Here is a 19,642-nt window from a genome sequence, read left to right as displayed (position 1 = left end):
CAATAACTTGTATGGATTATAGAATGTATTGGTCAAAAATACGAGTGACTTATCAGACATGAAGGAGAAGTGTAACAAGGAGGGTAGATATGTAGGAAAGAATGCGTTTATCGAAAAAATGATTAAATATCAAAAAAGTACGGTTAAGTCGGTTAAGGCAACAGCAAATGACTTGGAAAATCCGTAATGATGACATCGGTTTGCCATTTTATGAGCTGCTCAATGGTGGGAATATCATTAACCGTCCAAGCACTTACGGGCAATCCATAACGGTGGCTATGTTTGATGATAGCTTGGGTCAAAAGCGGATAATGAATGCCCAGTTGAATACAGCCGAGTTGCAATGCAGTATTGGTAGCGCTTGCCAACGCTTCTGGCGTACGAATGAGCAAGCCGCGAGGCATATGAGATAATAGTTTGTGACGTTGCAAACGGTTGTGTAACTCGACATCGAAGCTCGTCAACACAACTGGTAAGCTGGCAAGAGGTGTATTAATAAATGCCTGCCGAAGCGCTGCAATCAACACCGCATAGTTGGTGCGGCTATGCGTCTTAATTTCCAGCTCAATAACGTTAAATCCACTAAGCGCAGGTGCTATGCTTGCGAGCGTCATAATGGGTTGACCAAACTGCAACTGGCATTGAATCTCAGTCAGTTTTAACTGATCAATACGTGATTGTCGCCCGCACATACGCTCTAGATCGTCATCATGGAATACGATTAAGTGACCGTCAGCGTTTAGTTGTATATCAAACTCTACGCCTGCTAAGCCTCTTGACTTGAGGTTTTGAGAGTATTGAAAGCCTGAAAAGGTATTTTCTAACGCCTCACCGCGTGCGCCTCGATGACCTAATAACAACGTATCTCTAAAATTTATCATATGCACCAATTATCGATGATTTTTATGCCCAATCATATAGCGTCATATCCATGACGTCTAACGAAAACTGTGATGAAATCCGTACTTTTTTAAATATGACTTTTTAGAGTCCAAATCTGCGAATGTTTGTTATGTTTTTGCAACCAAACGCAGGTTTTTTCCACAATGAGGGGCACTATTTGTATATCCATGGGCTACACTAATGACCATTTGATTTAAACACCGTATAATGATGTGGTTTTCATATCTGTAGCAGCTAGCGTTGCGATTTGAATGTTGAACACTGTCAGTCAGTGGCGGTACGAACCTGTAAATTGGGAGTAGAGTTAGTATGAGCGTAGCAAATATAAGTTTGAGCAAGTGGCATAAAGTTGCTGGGATTGGATTGATATGTGGTTTAGCGCTTGCAGGCTGTGATCGCTCAGATAAAGAAGACGCTTCTGAGCAGGCAGAGCAGGAGACTGTCGATACTGAAAATAGCGTGGCGCCTGCGATCAGTTGTGATGATCCTATGGTGCAAGATCGCCTCAAGTCAGCTCTAAAGAATACGCTCAATCAACAAGCACAGTCATTGGCTGCCAATTATGCAAATGATGCTGAAATCAGTTTAGCAAGCGGTGTGGTTAGCGAAAAAACCAATGGCGTCGTCATTGATGTCCAAAACGCTGCTATCTTGCAACAAGCCAATGAGAACGGCATGACCACTTGCCAAGCGAGTGTCAGTATGACGCTACCAAGTGAAGACTTGTATCAAGCCAGTCAGGTACAAGCAGCCAATAATCAGCCAAGCTTACAATCACGTTTAGCCCAAGACAATATCCGTATTAATAACAATATGCTCGTTGATGATGCTTTCACTTACATCGTCGGTACTCAAGGCGGTCAAGTGCGTACGCGTATTGCAGGTCAACCTGCCTTGATCACTGTGGTTGCAGATGTGATGGCGGGCTCTGTATTAAAAAATGCAATGGATGAACAGCGCGTTCAACGTGCTGCTGAGCGCCGCGCAACGCAGAACAATGACACTACTCAAACAGCACCAATCCGTCAGCCAAGAACTGTGACGCCAGTTGAGCCGATTCGTCCAACTGAACCTACGCCGCCGCCAACTATCAACAAACCTACTGAAAGTCAGAATGGCTCGACTTCAAATAGCCAAGCGGCTGCTGCTGAGCCTAGTAAGCCAGCCACATCAAAAGCAGTGCCTAAAGATGAAAGCATCGATATGGTAATTGTAGAAGACGATAGTGCTACTTATTAATTTTTCATTGTAATAAGAGAGAGTGATATCTAGTAAAGCGAATCGCTATTGTCGAATAATAAAACCCCCGCAACAGTAATGTCGTGGGGGTTTTTATGCGTTTAAGCCGATTAATAACAAGTATAGTGGATTGGCTACATTTAGCTCGTTTAGTTAAAAACTATAACGGGTCGACAATATTATTGATTGTCAGTGAACGTCTTCAAGGCTTGACTGTCCCACAACACCTCAGAGACTTTTTCTGGGTCTGTACAGAAGCGTGCAGCGACAAACAACCAATCAGATAAGCGGTTGATAAAGCTGACGGCAGTACTGCGAATCGCTTGTGGACGCTGCTGCAATATTACAGCTTGACGTTCAGCGCGGCGACACACACTACGCGCCACGTGTAATTGACTGACCAATATAGAACCTGTTGGCAAAATAAAGTCTTTTAGCGGTGGCAATGTGGCATTCATCATATCTATTTGCTGCTCTAACCATTCAATATGAGTGGCATTAACCCCTTCATATTCTGGCATGGCAAGCTCGCCGCCTATATTGAATAACAAGTGCTGAATGATGACCAAGGCTTCAGAGAACTCTTTCTCTATAGATTGGCCTTTATTGTGCTTTAGTTGCACACGTACCAAGCCAATATGCGAGTTGAGCTCGTCGATGTCACCCATGACGCTAAATAGATCGTCCGCTTTGCTAAGGCGGCTGCCATCAGCCATACCAGTGCTGCCGTCATCTCCAGTACGTGTGTATATTTTGCTTAAGCGATTGCCCATCTTTACATCCTTAACGGTTTTTATGATTGAATAGCGTTAGTTGCACGCTCATTGTAGTATTTTACGCCTGTTTTCGCTAAGATAATGGGTTACGTTTTATATCACGACGTTTTTTGGTCTGAATTTTTTTATTTGCTTAATTTATAGTCACAGTTGTTGGTATGGCTTATTCATACACCGCGGCTTAGATTTCACATTTCTCTATTTTATTTACGTTACAAGGCTTTTTTACTATGACCACACCACTTGCAGATGCGATGTCCCAACTTGCCATTTACGATTCATTGACTGGCAGCAAGCGTCAGTTTGTACCACTCAAAGCAGGGCAGGTTGGTATGTATGTGTGCGGCATGACCGTTTATGACTATTGTCACATTGGTCATGCGCGAGTGATGGTCGGTTTTGATATGGTCGTTCGTTGGTTAGCGCGCTTGGGTTACGACGTGAACTATGTACGTAATATCACTGATATCGATGATAAAATCATTGCCCGTGCTGCTGAAAACGGTGAAGAGATTGGTACATTGACGCAGCGCTTTATTGAAGCAATGCATGAAGACGCGACTGCCCTTGGTTGCGAGATGCCAAATGCTGAGCCACGTGCGACCGATCATATCGACGATATGCAGAATATGATTGAGACGCTAGTCACTGGCAACTACGCGTATGCAGGCGATAACGGTGACGTCTACTATGCTGTTGATAGCTTTGACGGTTATGGTAAATTATCTAAGCGCAATCTGAACGATATGCAGGCAGGTTCGCGAGTCGAAGTTGAGAATGATAAACGCAATCCATTTGACTTTGTACTATGGAAAGCGGCAAAACCTGACGAGCCGCAGTGGGCGTCACCATGGGGTCAAGGGCGTCCAGGCTGGCATATTGAATGTTCAGCGATGTCGACTAAGTGCTTAGGTAGCACCTTTGATATTCACGGCGGTGGTCATGACTTACAGTTCCCGCATCATGAAAATGAAATCGCGCAGTCTGAGGCAGCAACTGGTTGTGAGTATGCACGTAACTGGATGCATGTTGGTTTTATCAATGTCGATGGCGAAAAGATGTCTAAATCATTGGGCAACTTTTTTACCATTCGCGATGTGATGGCAAAGTACTTACCTGAAACGGTGCGTTTTTTCTTATTATCGAGCCATTATCGCAGCCAAGTTAACTTCTCTGATAGCGCCTTAGATGAAGCGCATAATAGCCTAAGCAGACTGTATAATGCACTAAAATTGGCTGAGCAGCAAAAAGGACAGTCAATCGTAATCAATGAAGATTTGGTGGCTGAAGCTTATAATAGCGCGGTTGGACAAGACTTCATCAAGGCGATGAATGACGACTTTAATAGCTCGACCGCCATCAGCGTCTTATTCGGATTGGCTCGTGATATCAATAAAGCCATTAAAGCAGAAGACGTCGACACCGCATGGCAGTTGGCACAGCAACTAAAAGCATTGGCGCAAGTATTAAATATTTTACAGCAGCCAGTGCAGCAGTTTTTGCAAGCAGTGGTCGGTGATCAGGCAGAAGACGGTCTAACCGATGCGGTTATTGATAATTTGATTATCGAACGTGCAGAGTCTAAAGCCAACAAAAACTTTGCCCGTGCTGATGAGATACGTGAGCAACTAAAAGAGGCGGGTATTGAGCTCGAAGATAGCCGTGCTGGCACGACATGGCGACGAGCTTAAAATAATTTTTGCCGTTTATATAGTAAATAGCTACAAATCTTGTAATAAATTAAGTCAGCTTTAGGCTGGCTTTTTTTGCTTACTGAATTAGGTTAAAGCAGCATGAATATATCTTTTACAGACATTCTCTTTCTAGACTGGTGATTTTTAAAACATGAATACTCTTAAACGTAACCCTATGAACGATCATGATGGCATCATTAGTTCAGACTGTGACCACCGCTTAGACCAAAAATACTACGGTCTACAGCATCACGTTTTACGATGGCTACTAGGCGCTAGTATTGTGGTTTTGAATATCATTTACGTGCCTGCTCATGCAGCAGAGAGAGAGAGTGGGCAAAACGTAAGCGATCAAACAAAACAGCCTTCTAGTAAACCTGATAATTTTGTTGAGTATGCAGTTCAACAAGTTAACACCATCAAAAATGGAAGTATTAGTGTCTCTGGTATTACTGAAGAGATCTTTGATCCTACCGAGCGTAATGCAGTAGAACAAGCGGGAACCTTGCAAGGCAACGCAGAACTAACGGGAGAGTATAGTGAAAGCTATTATTTACTCAGCAAACTCAATGCTGGATTGCCACCGCTGTCTAAATCACCAAATTTAGCAACGCCGCTCGCGACTTTAGAGTTCTTTCAATCTGCAGTAATGAAGCAGCAGTATGACCTAGCAGGTTACGCGCTTAATATGAACTTGATTGAGGAGCAGAACCAGAAAAATCGTGCGATTGATTTGACTAAGCAGTTAGATTTTTTGTTGTCTCAAAAAGAGCTGTATGTATTTGATGACATGCCAGATCGTCCTGACGGTCTTATTGAACCACCTCTTGGTAACAATAGTAGTGTTATGGGTATTGCTAGACGGTCTATTAAGCTGGGTTATGTGGATTATCGAGAGCGACGAGTGCCTATTTATTTGCAGCGGGTTCGAGTAGGTGATAGAGCACCCGTTTGGGTGTTTTCTGCGCAGACAGTGGATAATATCGAAAATCTTTATGAACAATATCATCCAGCAGAATTTGAACGTTACTTGCCCACTTGGTTGAAGTTACAGTTTTTTGGAATTGCTTTATGGGAGTTTTCAGCATTAATACTGTTTTTCTTATTGACCATGGGCGTAGGATGGTTACTCAGTAAAGGCACAGAAAAGCTTATCAGTCGTTATATTGATGTTGAAAAATATCGCATGTATATCGGTAGTACCAACGGTGTGGCAGATTTAGTTAGTAAACTCACTGTGCCATTAACTTTTACGATCAGCTTTTCACTTGTTTTTACCTTAGTTTCAGGTGGCTTTCCTTATTTGGATGCGGTAGCGTCGTCGATTCGTCCACTTATTTGGATTGGACTGGTATCAAGTGCCATGTGGCTTGGCATACGTGTTATCAATTTTTTTGCCAATCGCTATCAAGACATGCAGATTGAAAACTTAGGAGAAGAGCATTTTGATAAAGTGCGCCGTCGTCGAACTTATGTATCGATATTTCGCCGTGTTTTTATATTTGTAATGGTGTTGGGTAGTATATGGATAGGTCTGAGCGAGTTTGCGAATATGGAAGGTCTCGGCAAGACGTTATTAACCTCCGCTGGTATTGCTGGGGTGGTGCTTGGTATCGCTGCTCAACCAATATTAGGGAACATCATTGCTGGTGTACAGGTAGCAGTAACGCAGCCAGTGCGAATTGGTGATAGTGTGATAATGGATGGCAATTTTAGTACTGTTGAAGATCTGCGTTATACTTATGCAGTGTTAAAGACATGGGATGAGCGTCGATTGATTGTGCCGATGCGCGAACTGATTACTGAACGAGTAGAGAACTGGTCACACACGGAAGTGCATCAGACTTGTCCTGTGTTTTTGTATATCGATTATGGTGCGGATATTGGTGCTATTCGAGAAAATTTTATATCGATGGTCAAGTCTAATAAGCTTTGGGACGACAAAACAGAGCCTGAAATGTATGTGGTTGAGGTGACAGAAAACACCATTCAACTGCGCGGCGCTGTTTCATCGGTAGGACCTATAGAAGCATGGACGCTGGCCTGTGAGATACGAGAGCAAATGCTGGGCTACTTGCATGCGCAGCAAAACAAGTATTTACCCACAGAGCGTTTTACGTTAACAAAAGGCGAATAGGAATTGGAAATAGCGATGGGCTTTGCAAGCCTTGAAAAGAAGTTATTAATGGTTTGAAGTATGACTGCTATCGCTAAAGACTCATTTGTGTAAAATAATCTGACAAATATAGTGTGTCAGCGAGGCACTTATTTGTTATAATGTGGCGTTATTTTTATAGGATAACTGAGTGGTTGGTGATGAGTCGGCACTGTGCATGCAGCTGCAATGATTAATACGCTTGACCCTTAGCTCCTACCCATCAAAATAACCACCACTAGGGGTCTGTATGTTGCGAATTGTCGATGAAGCCTTAACCTTTGATGACGTTTTATTATTACCAGCCTATTCTGAAGTTCTGCCAAAAACTGCTGATCTGTCTACTCGTTTGACCAAAAACATCACACTTAATCTTCCGCTAATCTCTGCGGCGATGGATACGGTGACTGAGTCTGAAATGGCTATCACTATGGCACAGCTTGGTGGCATGGGTATTTTGCATAAGAGCATGGACATCGAGAAGCAGGCCACCCAAGTACGCCGTGTCAAAAAATTTGAAGCGGGTACCGTCGTTGATCCTATCACTGTACATCCAGAGATGACGATCGGTGAGTTGCTGCGTTTGACCCAAGATAACAATATCTCAGGTGTGCCGGTGGTCGAAAAAGGCACAGATAATGTTGTGGGTATTGTTACGCATAGAGATTGGCGTTTTGAGACCAATTTATCGTTGCCAGTTAGCCAGATTATGACGCCTAAAGAGCAACTAGTAACTGTGCATGAAGGTGAAAGCAACGAGAATATCAAAAGATTGTTGCATGAGCACCGCATCGAAAAAGTCATCGTTATTGACGACAATTTCCGCCTGCGTGGTTTGATTACTGTTAATGACTTTGCAAAAGCTGAAAACAATCCAAATGCTTGTAAAGACGAGCAAGGTCGCCTACGTGTTGGTGCAGCTGTTGGTACAGGCGCAGACACGCAAGCACGCGTTGAAGCATTAATCGCCGCTGATGTTGATGTGATCGTAGTGGATACGGCGCATGGCCACTCAAAAGGCGTAATTGATAAGGTCTCTTGGATCAAGAAAAACTATCCGCATGTACAAGTAATCGGTGGCAACATCGCAACAGGTGAAGCTGCAATCGCTTTACGTGACGCAGGTGCTGATGCAGTAAAAGTAGGTATCGGCCCTGGTTCTATCTGTACCACGCGTATTATCGCAGGTATCGGTGTGCCACAAATCTCAGCGATTGATAACGTTGCTAGTGCTTTAAAAGACAGCATTCCATTGATTGCTGACGGTGGTATTCGTTATTCAGGTGATATGGCAAAAGCAATCGCTGCTGGTGCATCATGCATCATGGTTGGTTCGCTAATGGCTGGTACCGAAGAAGCGCCAGGTGAAGTTGAGCTGTTCCAAGGGCGCTATTATAAAGCTTATCGCGGTATGGGTAGTCTAGGTGCGATGTCAGGATCAAACGGTTCTTCAGATCGCTACTTCCAAGATGCAAAAGATGGCGTAGAGAAGCTAGTACCAGAAGGTATCGAAGGCCGTGTTCCTTATAAAGGACCAGTTGCGGGTATCGTTAATCAGTTGGTTGGCGGTTTACGTTCATCAATGGGTTATACTGGTTCTGCCACTATCGAAGATATGCGTACCAATCCGCAGTTTATCAAAGTAACCTCAGCGGGTATGAAAGAGTCGCATGTGCACGATGTGCAGATCACTAAAGAAGCACCGAACTATAGAGTAAACTAGATCGTTTCGTAAAATGCTTCTCTGTTCTGTATTTGCATCGTATTAAAATCAGCTGAGACGTAAGGTTGCAGCGAGCTTAAGATACAAACAGCCAACAATGCTCTGTTATTGTTGGCTGTTTTTTTTGTAAAATACAGAAACAGATTATTACAACAATAGTATTGCCTGCGTATACGTTTGGCCTTTTATTTTTTGACTTGAGGAACACATAATGAGCTATTTTGGCACCGATGGTATTCGTGGAAAGTTTGGTGAATTGCCTATTACACCTGATTTTATTTTAAAATTGGGCTACGTCACTGGGCTTGTTCTCATAGAAAAAAATGAAAATCCTACGCGTAAGCCAAGTGTGGTGATTGGTAAAGATACGCGTCTTTCAGGATATGTGATAGAAGGGGCACTACAAGCAGGTTTTAATGCGGCTGGTGTTGATGTTTATATGCTTGGTCCATTGCCGACTCCAGCGATTGCGCATTTGACCCGTAGTTTTAATGCAGATGCTGGCGTGGTTATTTCAGCCTCGCACAACCCTTATTATGATAATGGCATCAAGTTTTTCTCAGGCGACGGCAAAAAAATTACTGATGAGATGCAAACTGCAATTAATGATAAATTGACGGCAATTATGAATGACGTTAGTAGTGACGTTGCTATGATGCCTATTCTTGATCCTGCAAATTTAGGTAAGAACAATCGTATTAATGATGCAAAAGGTCGATATATTGAATTTTGCAAAGGCAGCTTCCCTTATCAATATGACCTCAGTCATCTGACGGTAGTAGTGGATTGTGCCAATGGCGCGGGCTATAGCGTAGCACCTAGAGTGATGCGCGAGTTGGGGGCAAACGTGATTGCCATCAATAATACGCCAGATGGCATCAATATCAATGCTGAGTGTGGTTCTACCCATCCTGAAAGTTTGCAAAAGGCCGTGCTTGAGCATGAAGCAGATGTCGGTATTGCATTAGATGGTGATGGCGATCGTATCGTAATGGTTGATGAGACGGGTAAGCTAGTCGACGGCGATGGTATCTTATACGTGCTTGCTACCCAAGGTCTAGTCAAAGCTGAAGGTGTAGTGGGTACCCTCATGAGTAACATGGGATTAGAGCTGGCACTAAAGGATGCAGACATCCAATTTACTCGCGCAAAGGTGGGTGACCGTTATGTGATGCAGGATTTAGAAGCTAATGGCTGGATATTGGGCGGTGAGCCATCTGGTCATATTCTCTGCTTAGACAAAAGTCGTACAGGGGATGCTATCATTGCTGGTTTGCAAGTACTGGCAGTGATGCAAGCCAAAGAGCGTGCGCTAAGTGAGCTTGTTGAAGGTTTTGAAGTGTTGCCGCAAAAGCTAGTCAATGTACGTTTGTCTCAAATGCAAAACCCATTCAAACATGAGGAGTTGGTTGCTGCTTTTGACAAAGCACAGGCAACGCTAGAGGGTCGTGGTCGTCTTCTAATACGTCAGTCAGGTACAGAGCCTATGATTCGCGTGATGGTAGAGTCAGATGATGAAATTGAATGCGATGTAATGGCTAATGACTTGGCTGATCTTATAAAATCAGTACTAGGCTAATAGTATTTACGACAATAACTGGTATTTAAGATAATGACTGGAATTTAAGACAACAACATTATAGTTTTCAAATAAGGAACTGCCATGAGCATGGACTTTACCGACCAACGCCTCTCATATGAGAAAGGTGAGCTTGACCAACAGTCAGTGCCAACGTCACCATTCGAGCTTTTTAAAGCTTGGATGAATGAGGCGCTAGCGCAAAAGGTGCAAGAGCCTTATGCAATGAGTTTGGCGACATGTGGCGCAGACAATAAGCCTAGCGTCCGTATTGTGTTACTACGCGAGATTACTGAGACAGGTATCGTTTTCTATACCAATTATGAAAGCGCGAAGGGGCAGGATATCGCAGAAAACCCTAATGCCGAAGCGTTATTCTTTTGGCATGAGCTAGAGCGTCAAGTCCGTATCAGCGGTAGTATCGCTAAAATCGCTGCTGATAAATCGGCTGCTTACTTCCAAAAGCGTCCCCATGATAGTCAAGTAGGCGCTTGGGTCAGTCAACCGCAAAGCGGTGAAGTGGCCAATCGTGAAGTCATGGAGCAAACGTTTGAACAGCTTCAAGCAGAGCACCCTGAAAATACTACTGTACCAACGCCAGGGTTTTGGGGTGGGTATGAAATTACGATTGAAAGTATTGAATTTTGGCAAGGCCGCGCCAATCGGATGCATGACCGAATTGTGTATACGCAGAGTGGCGGTAATGACAGTGAAGGCAATACAAGCTGGACGACCAAACGTTTATTACCATAGTTGCTGTAGTTTGAAGCTATAGATTATACAAAACTAAAAAAGCCACTCTAAATCCAATTTCTTTGGTATCTAGAGTGGCTTTTTTACGTTAGCTATTGACCTTATTTGGCATTATTTTTTATTTAGCTTTTTATTCAACCTTTCATTTAATATTGGTATCGACATCCACTGAGACTGACATACCAGGACGTAAGCGTGCAAGTTCAGGCTGGTTTTGGTCTAGGTCAATGCGTACAGGAATACGTTGAGCGATTTTTATGTAGTTACCTGTCGCAGGGTTGGCTGCAGCAGCACTAAACTCGCTACCAGTCGCTGGCGAGATATTACTCACGTGACCCGTAAATTTGGCACCGCCAAGCGCATCAACGTGAATGGTCGCAGGCTCGCCGATTGCCATATTGGCTATTTGAGTTTCCTTAAAGTTTGCAATGATCCAAATGCCTTTTGGTACGATATACATGAGCTGCGTACCAGCGCTGACGTATTGGCCTTCTTTGACACTGACTTGGCTTAGCTGGCCAGATTCAGGCGCAGTGATAATAGTATTGTCTAGATTGATTTGCGCTTGCTTGACGCCTGCCTCAGCATTTTTGATATTTGCATCTAGCGATGAGCGACTGCCACTAGTCTTTTCACGGTTTTCTTGGGCGGCCTGTAAATTGGCTTCTGCTTGCTGTACACCTGCTTGTGCTTGAGCCAATTGCGCCTTGATGTGAGCAACTTCTGCTTTCGATACTGCCCCAATAGCATCTAAACCTTGATAACGGTTGACATCTTCACGCGCGCTTTCTACATTGATTTTGGCACTATACAAATCAGCTCTACGTGCTTCGATTTGTGCTTGACTGGTTTGCGTATCTTGTTCATTGGTAGAACGGTTAGTAAGAGCTACCTCTGTATTTGCTTGGGCTTGTTCGAGCTGCTGCTGAAAGGTTCGATCGTCTATTTTTATGAGTAAGTCGCCAGCTTTTACGTTGGCGAAGTCTTGCACGGCTACCTTGGTGACATAGCCAGAAACTTGCGGGCTAATAATAGTCGTCTGACCTTTGACAAAAGCATTATTGGTTTGCTGTACCGTTGGGGTGAACGGTGGAAGCTTCCATGCATACAAAATCAATGCCACGCCAATGACAATCAATAAAATTAATAAGCCTAAGTTTAGATAGGATTTTTTCTTGGGCGACCAACCAGTAGTATCGGGTATCGGCTCTTTTGGCGGCATTGGTGTTTCATTGCTGTCTGAACTGTTTTCTACCTCATCTTGTGCTGTCTTAGTTACTGATGGCGAAGAGGTTGTAGCAGACTCTTCTTTACTTATATCGGACGCTATAGGTGTGTCTGTTGCTGGAGCGCCAGTGGACGTCTGAGGTGTTTGATTAAGCTCATTTGGTTTTTCTTGGCTCATGACATGCTCCTAAATTCTTAATAAATATTAAAATAGACTGGCTATAAATGAATAGGGTGAAACATTATTAATATAATAAGGTGAGCTATTTTGACTCACGCATTTTTGCAATAACGGCAAGCTCTTTAGCAAGTGGATTGCGCTTGTGGTAACGGTTATAAAAATAGTTGATCAATAAAATGGCTGTAACGAAAGTAGCAAAACTGGCCATCAAAAAGAACAAATCGCTATAAGCGGAGACAGTTGCTTGGCGCTGAATCCCTTGCAACACTTGGCTCATCGCGGCCACATTCGCTTGTGCTGCGTCCGTCGTTTGGTTTGACAATACACTACGAGTACCAGCAATTTGAGCGCTGAACGTAGGATCACCCAAATTCAGTGAGCTGACCATATCTGCATAATGGACCTGTGTACGAATGGTCGTAAATGCCTGAATAGCCGCTGCACCTGCCAATCCGCCAACTGTTTGGGAGATGCCAAAAATCACTGAAAAACTAATAATATACGCAGGGCCACTGCCAATAGCCCGCAAAAACCCTTCAAAAACCAAAGGCCCCATGAAATAGACTGCAGCAAAGGCAATCAAAAACTGGCTAAGATAAAACATATAGGGCGCTGAATTAATAGACACACCAACATCCATCCAAGAACCTAAGGCAATCAATGCCACGGCAAAAATAACAGGTCGGCGCAAATCCATCGCATTGGTACTAAAAATACTAATAATCAAAGCCAGTGCACTGGCGGCTATAATAACAGCATAAAAAGTAACCAGCTGATCGTTACCGTAGCCGAGGTTAGCGAGCAATCCTGCCGCTCCGACGTTTTGCTCAGATAGCAAAATCCGCATGACAGCGCCCGTCACCATGAATGCAATAATATTGCGACTACGCATCCAGCGTACTTGGAGCATTGGATTTTTGCGATGCGTCTCAATCCATAACGCGATGCCAATCCCGACGATAGCAATCATCAGTGGATAGACGAGCCAAGGTGTCGTCCACCATAAAATTCGACCTTGTACCAAAACGACAGCCAATGCAGCCAGACCACTTGCGAAAAAACCAAAGCTTACAAAATCCAATTTCTCAAATACTTTTTCTGTATTCCCTGGTGGTAGCTCTAATATATTAATCAGCCCAAAACAAATCAGCGCCAGACCAAATTGAAATAAAAATAAGTTTTCAAGCTGACCGTCGATGGCGAGGTAGGGCGAGATGACACGTGATAATGGAATACCAAACTGTACCAAACCAAAACCCAATATGAGACCACTAGTACGTTTGACGGTTGGCATACCCTGAAGACAATAAAACAAGCCCAATACGGTCATACCACTTGCCACCATACCACTAAGTCCCCTAGCGACAATCTCTAAATAATAGGGCTCAATGCTAATATTAGGTGTGTCTAACAAGTGACTGCTGATCAGCCACTGTAGACTGGTGGCGGCCAATAAAAAGAACAGAGTGATTTTGCTAAAGAGTGACATGCCAAATTGTTGGCGAATTTTGTACAGCAGAACGGTGATACAGGCATTGGTCATATTGTAGCTAACAGATATCCAACCACCTTCGGCTGGTGTTAAGCCCAGTTGACCCTGAATTTGAGTAAGATTTGCAACGAGTAGACCGTTTTGGAGGCTAGCTGTGAGACCAACGAAAATTCCAATCAGTAAGTAAAATAATTTACGGCGTGCAGGATGATCAGGATTGGCAGGAGAGCCTACCATTATCGGTTGTTCGTGGGGCTTAAACTGATATTCGTTACTCATGGACGTACCATAATCTGTATAAGGAAATAGAATGGCATAGAATAGATTCCAGACACAAAATCAGGTCAGTACGATGAATGTTCATAGCTTAAAACACAGTGGAGTTACTGATATAAATGCTGGTCAAACTGGAAAGATAACACAAGAAATGTAGGGCATATTTTATCATAATTTCTACAGCGCTTTTGTCATTAGCGCGTAACTCATTGGCGCTGCTGAATAAAGATATAGCAGTATTTCATGCAATTTAACGAACATTAAAACAAACGATGCAACAAGCAAAAATGCTATACGCATAAAAAACAGCTCTATACAGAGCTGTTTTTGTATACCAAAAAATTGGGCAGGCAATTACTACGTAGAATTTTGACTAACAGCATAGTATTAATTAATACCAAATACTAAATTGATTCATCATATTCTGCTTCTAGCTGCATCGCCCGCTGATAGCTATCAAGACCGGCCAGCTTTTCAGCATACTTTTTGATATGCGGATAGGCGTCGAGTTTTTGACGCTTAGCGAGAATGATTAAGTCAAATGACAACATAAAGTCAGCACCACTTAGCTTATCACCCACAATGAACGACTTACCTTCAACCGAAGTATCCAGATACTTAAACAATCTGGTTTTTTCTGTCTCGATATAGCCGTTTAAAAACTCATTGTCATTGATGCCTGCTTTATTAGTAAATAGCTCAAGCATTAACGGCAACATGAGCGAGCTCTCTGCAAAATCAATCCACTGTAGATAGTAGCCATAGTCTGAGCTTCCTGTAGCAGGGCGCAGACGCTCTGGCGCAAACCGTTCAATCAATAACTCAGTGATGGCACCTGACTCAGCATAAATCTGTCCATCCATTTCGATAACCGGAGACTTACCGAGTGGATGTACAGCTTTTAGAGAGTCTGGTGCTAAATGAGTTTTGGCATCGCGCTGATGGCTGACTACTTCATAAGGAACGCCTAGCTCTTCTAAGAGCCATAGCGTACGTAATGAACGTGATTGATTGAGATGATGTAAGCGAATCATGGTATCGGCCTTATTGCGTAGTGGATTTGACTAACCTTTCAGCTTCGCCATTAGACGCTTAGCAGCTTCTTCTGATGATGCAGGGTTTTGACCTGTGATTAGAAGACCATCTTCAACAACAAATGATTCCCAATCAGCCGCTTTTTCGTAGTTACCGCCATTGGCTTTCAATGCGTCTTCTACTAGGAATGGTACTACGTCTGTTAGGCCAACTGCGTCTTCTTCAGAGTTAGTAAAACCAGTCACTGTTTTGCCTTTTACCAAATACTCGCCATCGACTTTAACGTTTTTAAGCGCTGCAGGAGAATGACAAACAAAAGCAACAGGCTTGTCTTGCTTAACAAAAGTCTCGATCAGATTGATAGAGTTTTTATCTACTGCCAAATCCCACAATGGGCCATGACCACCAGGATAAAATACTGAATCGAAATCTTCAGCGTTCATATCAGCAAGTTTTTTGGTATTAGCCAAATGCTCTTGAGCGTCTTTGTCGTCTTTAAAACGAGTGGTATCCTTGGTTTGCGTGTCTTCTGTGTCACTACTAGGATCTAGTGGTGGCTGACCGCCTGCTGGAGAGGCTAGAGTTACATTTACACCGGCGTCAAGAAATGCGTAGTAAGGAGCAGCAAATTCTTCTAGCCAAAAGCCAGTTTTTTTACCAGTATCGCCTAAACGGTCATGAGAAGTTAGTACCATTAAAATGTTCATAATTATCCTTGTTTATTATTTATGTGTTATTAACTATATAGCCAACAGTCATAAGTTTTACGTTGCATCGTCAGCCGTTTTTATTTAATTAACCTAAATGCAAATAATGACTGTTAGCATTATTCCTGCTTTGTGAGCAACTTTCAGTAGTGGTATTAGTAATTTATGTTGTTAAGTAGTTATTCACAATGATTGCTAACTGTTAGTGGCTACTTAACGTCAGATACTTTGATTACGGTTTTACCAAAGTTATCACCGTTTAACATACTGACAAATGCATCTGGGGCATTATCTAAACCGTCAGTAATGTGCTCTTTGGTTTTCACTTCGCCTGACTCTACCCATTTACTCATGGTTTCTAAGAACTCTGGGAAGTGGTCGCCGTACTCTTCAAAGATAATGAAACCTCTGACAGTTAGGCGTTGGCTTAATATAAGACCCATCAGCATACCTAGGCGATCTTTACCATGCGGTAAATCAGTTGCATTGTACTGCGATACCAGACCACATACTGGAATACGTGCGTGGTCGTTAAGTAATGGCATCACTGCATCAAATACTTTACCGCCGACGTTTTCATAGTAGATGTCGATACCATCTGGACATGCTGCTTTTAATTGCTCAGCGAAGTCGTCAGCTTTGTGATCGATACAGATATCGAAGCCAAGCTCATTGACCGCAAAGTCGCATTTCTCTTTACCGCCTGCCACACCGACAGTGTGCAGACCATGTTGATTACCCACTTGGCCGACAGTGGCACCGACGGGTCCAGTGGCTGCTGCTACGACTAAAGTTTCGCCTTTCTGTGGTTTACCGATATCAGTCAGACCCATGTAACCGGTAAACCCTGGCATACCTAACACGCCTAAACCATAAGAAGGGTTAGACATGTTTTTGTCTAGTTTGAGGACGCCTTCGCCATCACTGACACTGTAATCTTGCCAGCCTGAGTTTGATACGACCAAGTCGCCTACCGCGAAGTTATCGATATTTGACTCGACCACTTGCGCTACGGTACCACCCATGATGACGTCACCGACTTCTAACGGGTCTGCATAGCTTTTTGCATCGCTCATACGTCCACGCATATATGGATCTAGTGATAGATATACCGTGCGTAGTAGCATCTCGTTATCTTTTGGCGTAGGGATGTCGCTAGTTGCCATGTCAAAGTTGTCAGCAGTAGGTACGCCATTAGGACGGCTAGCCAATTTGATTTGACGGTTTGTTTGTTGATTCTGTTGTTTGTCGAAGCTCATTGTAGGACTCCTTTATATTTATTAATTGTCATTATTATAGTGGTGTTAAATGTAGTAGCTACTCAGCATGGAATAGCTACTACTATAAATAGCATAACGATATGTACTTATGGTTACTGTCGCGATTTTTCTTATAATTCTTCTGACAGTTCTTGCTATAGCGCTTATTAAGAGGCTTTGCTAGTTACAGCGCGCTGCAAGATACGACGTGATACTTCTAGGTCGTTGGTACCATGTTCACCAAGCTTAACCATGTTATGCACTTCAAGCTGCTTGATGATTGGATCAATCGCTGATTCCGTCAAGTCAACGTCTTCTAGGCTAACTGGCAAGCCAAGCTCGCGGAAAAAGTTTTCAGTGTAAATAATGGCCGTTTCGATAATGGCATCGTCATCTAGGTCAGTATCGGTAATGTTCCATACGTTACGCGCATACTGAAGCAGTTTTTCTTTTTTGCTTTCTTTTAGCTCACGCATGACTGATGGTAATACGATGGTTAGCGTACGTGCATGATCGATAGCGTGTAGTGACGTCAGCTCATGACCAACCATGTGAGTTGTCCAGTCTTGTGGTACACCAGTACCGATCAGACCGTTCAATGCCATCGTCGCTGTCCACATAATGTTCTTACGTGTTTCTAGGTTTTCTGGATCTTGCTTAACAACTAGACCTTCATCAATAAGGATTTTAAGCAAGCTCTCAGCAAAGGCATCTTGTACTTTCGCGTTTACTGGGTAAGTCAGATATTGTTCCATTACATGAACAAATGCATCAGCCACACCATTCATAACCTGACGTTCAGGCAAGGTAAGTGTTTTGATTGGATCTAGAATTGAGAATTTAGGGAAGGCAAGTGGGTTACCAAACGGTAGTTTTGCTTGACGTTCACTATAGTTGATCACGCCACCTGAGTTCATCTCAGAACCTGTGGCTGGGATAGTCAATACCGCGCCCAAATCGACAGCAGAATCGATGTTTTTGCAATAACCAGTTAAGGCATCCCAAGCTTGGTCACGTGAGACAGTGCCGTCTTCTTCAGTCAATGAAGAAACGAGTGCGACAAATTTGCTGCCATCAATCACAGAACCACCGCCAACTGCTAATAAGAAGTCGATGTTGTGCTCATTAACCATATCAGCGGCTTTAAGTAATGTGGTGAATTCTGGGTTGGCTTCAATGCCACCAAATTCAAATACAGTACGTTCACCGCTTGCCGCTAATGCAGTTTTTACTTCGTCTAATGTACCAGTACGCTGAGCTGAACCACCACCATAAGTAATGAGTACACGCGCATCAGTAGGGACTAGATCTGATAATTGCTCGATTTGACCTTCACCAAAAACGATACGGACTGGGTTGTAGTATTGGAAGTTATTCATAAGATTCCTAATTAGTAATAAAAAGTTTTTAATAAAAACGATTCAATTAAATTGTTTTGACATGGGATATTGTCTGATATCAATCAATGAATGAAATGATAAGCAATGCTCGTATAGGCATTCATTCTTAATATTTGTGCGCATTGTACACCAATTAGACCAGTCGTCTAGTGATATTTACAAAACTATCGTACAAAACCTTTTTTGCGATCATTGATGAGACTGGTTTAAATGCGGATGTCGAATGGCAAGCTATGATATAGCGCGGCGGTTGAGAACTTAGCCACCGCGCTATTCATATTAATGAATATTCACTTGCTTAGAAATAATTGGCTTGAGGCTAGCTTGCTTAAAAGAGTTAACGTCCCATCTGAGTGGTTGTCATCTGCCAGATTTCTGCTAAAGGCGTATTGGTTTGGCTAATCTTTGCAATCAAGCTTGCACCAAGCCATGCAAAATACCAACGCTTGGCCATACTCTCAGCCGAGATGTTATCGTGACGAGGGATAGACTCATCGAGCCAGCCAGCTTTGATCTGCTTAGCAAGCCACATGGTCGTCTGCTGATAGCCAGTATCGAGTGCCTTACGCATGGTTTCTGACATATCGGCTACCTCTGCGCTGAGCTTCACTACCAAGCATTTTTCATGGTCACAGCCGTTCTGCTGGGTGTCATACCAGTTTTGAAAATAATCATATAGCTTTTGCTGCGCACTGACATCTTGTGCATTGATGACATCTAAGCGAGTCTTATATAAGCTAAAGTAATGATTAATAATGGCTTCACCAAAGGCTTCTTTAGAAGCAAAGTAATGGTAAAAAGAACCCTTTGGTACACCTGCTGTATCTAAAATTTGCTTTAGACCAACAGCGGTAAAACCTTTTTTAGCAATTAATTGGTAGCCAGTAGCAAGTAAATGAGCTTTGGTATCTGGTGTCGTTGCGTCTGTATTAGACATAAACAGGATTATCTCCCTTAGTAGTTGCTTATATTAGCGTATGCATTAAATAGTCAGTTAAGACAGTTAGCGTTCATTTGAACGTCACGTTGATGACGTATTGTAATAGGATATAGTTATATGTGTTACGTTTTATCAACAATATTCACTGACAAAGTAGTCTTGTTTTATTGATAGCTATGGTAGCATTAGACCAGTCGTCTAGCAAGGTAGGTTTTGTTGTTATCCGTTACCGTTAGTATTTATTGCTAAAGATCATTTTTCATTAGAGCTTTTTTTAATTGATGACTATTGATTGATAGCTTG

At 42.9% G+C, this 19,642-nt stretch carries 15 protein-coding genes; 6 read left to right on the top strand and 9 right to left on the bottom strand.

The window, feature by feature from the left end; genetic code table 11:
* Positions 1 to 152: 152 nt before the first annotated feature.
* The gene (locus DXK30_RS01480) at positions 153 to 881 is read right to left on the bottom strand and encodes a glycerophosphodiester phosphodiesterase (protein WP_114700148.1); all 729 of its coding nucleotides are present in this window, start codon (positions 879 to 881) and stop codon (positions 153 to 155) included.
* Positions 882 to 1,212: 331 nt separating this feature from the next.
* On the opposite strand from DXK30_RS01480, the gene DXK30_RS01475 reads away from it, so the two are divergent.
* Positions 1,213 to 2,142: a hypothetical protein gene (locus DXK30_RS01475; RefSeq protein WP_114700147.1), complete on the top strand. Its 930-nt coding sequence runs from the start codon at positions 1,213 to 1,215 to the stop codon at positions 2,140 to 2,142.
* Positions 2,143 to 2,321: 179 nt separating this feature from the next.
* On the opposite strand, the gene DXK30_RS01470 is transcribed toward DXK30_RS01475, so the two are convergent.
* Positions 2,322 to 2,915 (bottom strand): cob(I)yrinic acid a,c-diamide adenosyltransferase, encoded by a 594-nt coding sequence (locus tag DXK30_RS01470; RefSeq protein ID WP_114700146.1) that lies wholly within the window; start codon positions 2,913 to 2,915, stop codon positions 2,322 to 2,324.
* Between the two features lie 233 nt (positions 2,916 to 3,148).
* Here DXK30_RS01470 and cysS point away from each other — a divergent pair, with 233 nt between their 5' ends.
* The 5 genes from cysS (at position 3,149) to pdxH (ending at position 10,822) form a co-directional block, all read left to right on the top strand.
* Entirely contained in the window at positions 3,149 to 4,609 is a 1,461-nt protein-coding gene (gene cysS, locus DXK30_RS01465; protein WP_114700145.1) for a cysteine--tRNA ligase, read from the top strand.
* Positions 4,610 to 4,763: 154 nt separating this feature from the next.
* A complete protein-coding gene (locus tag DXK30_RS01460; protein ID WP_227670733.1) occupies positions 4,764 to 6,749 on the top strand; it encodes a mechanosensitive ion channel family protein in 1,986 nt (661 codons plus the stop codon).
* Positions 6,750 to 7,017: 268 nt separating this feature from the next.
* On the top strand, positions 7,018 to 8,490 hold the full coding sequence (gene guaB, locus DXK30_RS01455; RefSeq protein WP_057760534.1) for an IMP dehydrogenase: 1,473 nt from the start codon (positions 7,018 to 7,020) through the stop codon (positions 8,488 to 8,490).
* A gap of 211 nt (positions 8,491 to 8,701) precedes the next feature.
* On the top strand, positions 8,702 to 10,069 hold the full coding sequence (gene glmM / locus DXK30_RS01450) for a phosphoglucosamine mutase (RefSeq protein WP_114700143.1): 1,368 nt from the start codon (positions 8,702 to 8,704) through the stop codon (positions 10,067 to 10,069).
* A gap of 90 nt (positions 10,070 to 10,159) precedes the next feature.
* On the top strand, positions 10,160 to 10,822 hold the full coding sequence (pdxH, locus tag DXK30_RS01445; protein ID WP_201508029.1) for a pyridoxamine 5'-phosphate oxidase: 663 nt from the start codon (positions 10,160 to 10,162) through the stop codon (positions 10,820 to 10,822).
* A 142-nt stretch (positions 10,823 to 10,964) separates the two neighbouring features.
* On the opposite strand, the gene DXK30_RS01440 is transcribed toward pdxH, so the two are convergent.
* From DXK30_RS01440 to DXK30_RS01410, 7 genes are all read right to left on the bottom strand, one after another.
* Positions 10,965 to 12,227 carry an HlyD family secretion protein gene (locus DXK30_RS01440; RefSeq protein ID WP_114700141.1) on the bottom strand — a complete coding sequence of 421 codons (1,263 nt, stop codon included), beginning with the start codon at positions 12,225 to 12,227 and terminating at the stop codon, positions 10,965 to 10,967.
* An 85-nt stretch (positions 12,228 to 12,312) separates the two neighbouring features.
* Positions 12,313 to 14,001 (bottom strand): MFS transporter, encoded by a 1,689-nt coding sequence (locus tag DXK30_RS01435; protein ID WP_114700140.1) that lies wholly within the window; start codon positions 13,999 to 14,001, stop codon positions 12,313 to 12,315.
* A gap of 401 nt (positions 14,002 to 14,402) precedes the next feature.
* Complete coding sequence (locus DXK30_RS01430) at positions 14,403 to 15,032, bottom strand: glutathione S-transferase family protein (protein WP_114700139.1); 630 nt, start codon at positions 15,030 to 15,032, stop codon at positions 14,403 to 14,405.
* A 30-nt stretch (positions 15,033 to 15,062) separates the two neighbouring features.
* On the bottom strand, positions 15,063 to 15,740 hold the full coding sequence (locus tag DXK30_RS01425; RefSeq protein ID WP_057760524.1) for a type 1 glutamine amidotransferase domain-containing protein: 678 nt from the start codon (positions 15,738 to 15,740) through the stop codon (positions 15,063 to 15,065).
* Positions 15,741 to 15,949: 209 nt separating this feature from the next.
* The gene (locus DXK30_RS01420; protein WP_114700138.1) at positions 15,950 to 16,999 is read right to left on the bottom strand and encodes an NADP-dependent oxidoreductase; all 1,050 of its coding nucleotides are present in this window, start codon (positions 16,997 to 16,999) and stop codon (positions 15,950 to 15,952) included.
* Positions 17,000 to 17,166: 167 nt separating this feature from the next.
* Positions 17,167 to 18,378: an iron-containing alcohol dehydrogenase gene (locus tag DXK30_RS01415; RefSeq protein WP_114700137.1), complete on the bottom strand. Its 1,212-nt coding sequence runs from the start codon at positions 18,376 to 18,378 to the stop codon at positions 17,167 to 17,169.
* A 358-nt stretch (positions 18,379 to 18,736) separates the two neighbouring features.
* Entirely contained in the window at positions 18,737 to 19,336 is a 600-nt protein-coding gene (locus tag DXK30_RS01410) for a TetR/AcrR family transcriptional regulator (RefSeq protein ID WP_114700136.1), read from the bottom strand.
* Positions 19,337 to 19,642 lie beyond the last annotated feature (306 nt).

The organism is Psychrobacter proteolyticus (genome assembly GCF_003350005.1).
GTDB lineage: Bacteria > Pseudomonadota > Gammaproteobacteria > Pseudomonadales > Moraxellaceae > Psychrobacter > Psychrobacter proteolyticus.
The sequence above is the reverse complement of the archived record's forward strand: the minus strand, read 5'-3'. Positions and strand labels throughout refer to the sequence as shown.

Bases quoted from the DNA above. Each gene is read 5' to 3' on its own strand.
- DXK30_RS01415 (WP_114700137.1), bottom strand. From the start codon at position 18,378: ATGAATAACTTCCAATACTACAACCCAGTCCGTATCGTTTTTGGTGAA.
- DXK30_RS01410 (WP_114700136.1), bottom strand. From the start codon at position 19,336: ATGTCTAATACAGACGCAACGACACCAGATACCAAAGCTCATTTACTT.
- DXK30_RS01430 (WP_114700139.1), bottom strand. From the start codon at position 15,032: ATGATTCGCTTACATCATCTCAATCAATCACGTTCATTACGTACGCTA.
- DXK30_RS01420 (WP_114700138.1), bottom strand. From the start codon at position 16,999: ATGAGCTTCGACAAACAACAGAATCAACAAACAAACCGTCAAATCAAA.
- DXK30_RS01460 (WP_227670733.1), top strand. From the start codon at position 4,764: ATGAATACTCTTAAACGTAACCCTATGAACGATCATGATGGCATCATT.
- cysS (WP_114700145.1), top strand. From the start codon at position 3,149: ATGACCACACCACTTGCAGATGCGATGTCCCAACTTGCCATTTACGAT.
- DXK30_RS01470 (WP_114700146.1), bottom strand. From the start codon at position 2,915: ATGGGCAATCGCTTAAGCAAAATATACACACGTACTGGAGATGACGGC.
- DXK30_RS01480 (WP_114700148.1), bottom strand. From the start codon at position 881: ATGATAAATTTTAGAGATACGTTGTTATTAGGTCATCGAGGCGCACGC.
- DXK30_RS01475 (WP_114700147.1), top strand. From the start codon at position 1,213: ATGAGCGTAGCAAATATAAGTTTGAGCAAGTGGCATAAAGTTGCTGGG.
- DXK30_RS01425 (WP_057760524.1), bottom strand. From the start codon at position 15,740: ATGAACATTTTAATGGTACTAACTTCTCATGACCGTTTAGGCGATACT.
- DXK30_RS01435 (WP_114700140.1), bottom strand. From the start codon at position 14,001: ATGAGTAACGAATATCAGTTTAAGCCCCACGAACAACCGATAATGGTA.
- guaB (WP_057760534.1), top strand. From the start codon at position 7,018: ATGTTGCGAATTGTCGATGAAGCCTTAACCTTTGATGACGTTTTATTA.
- pdxH (WP_201508029.1), top strand. From the start codon at position 10,160: ATGGACTTTACCGACCAACGCCTCTCATATGAGAAAGGTGAGCTTGAC.
- DXK30_RS01440 (WP_114700141.1), bottom strand. From the start codon at position 12,227: ATGAGCCAAGAAAAACCAAATGAGCTTAATCAAACACCTCAGACGTCC.
- glmM (WP_114700143.1), top strand. From the start codon at position 8,702: ATGAGCTATTTTGGCACCGATGGTATTCGTGGAAAGTTTGGTGAATTG.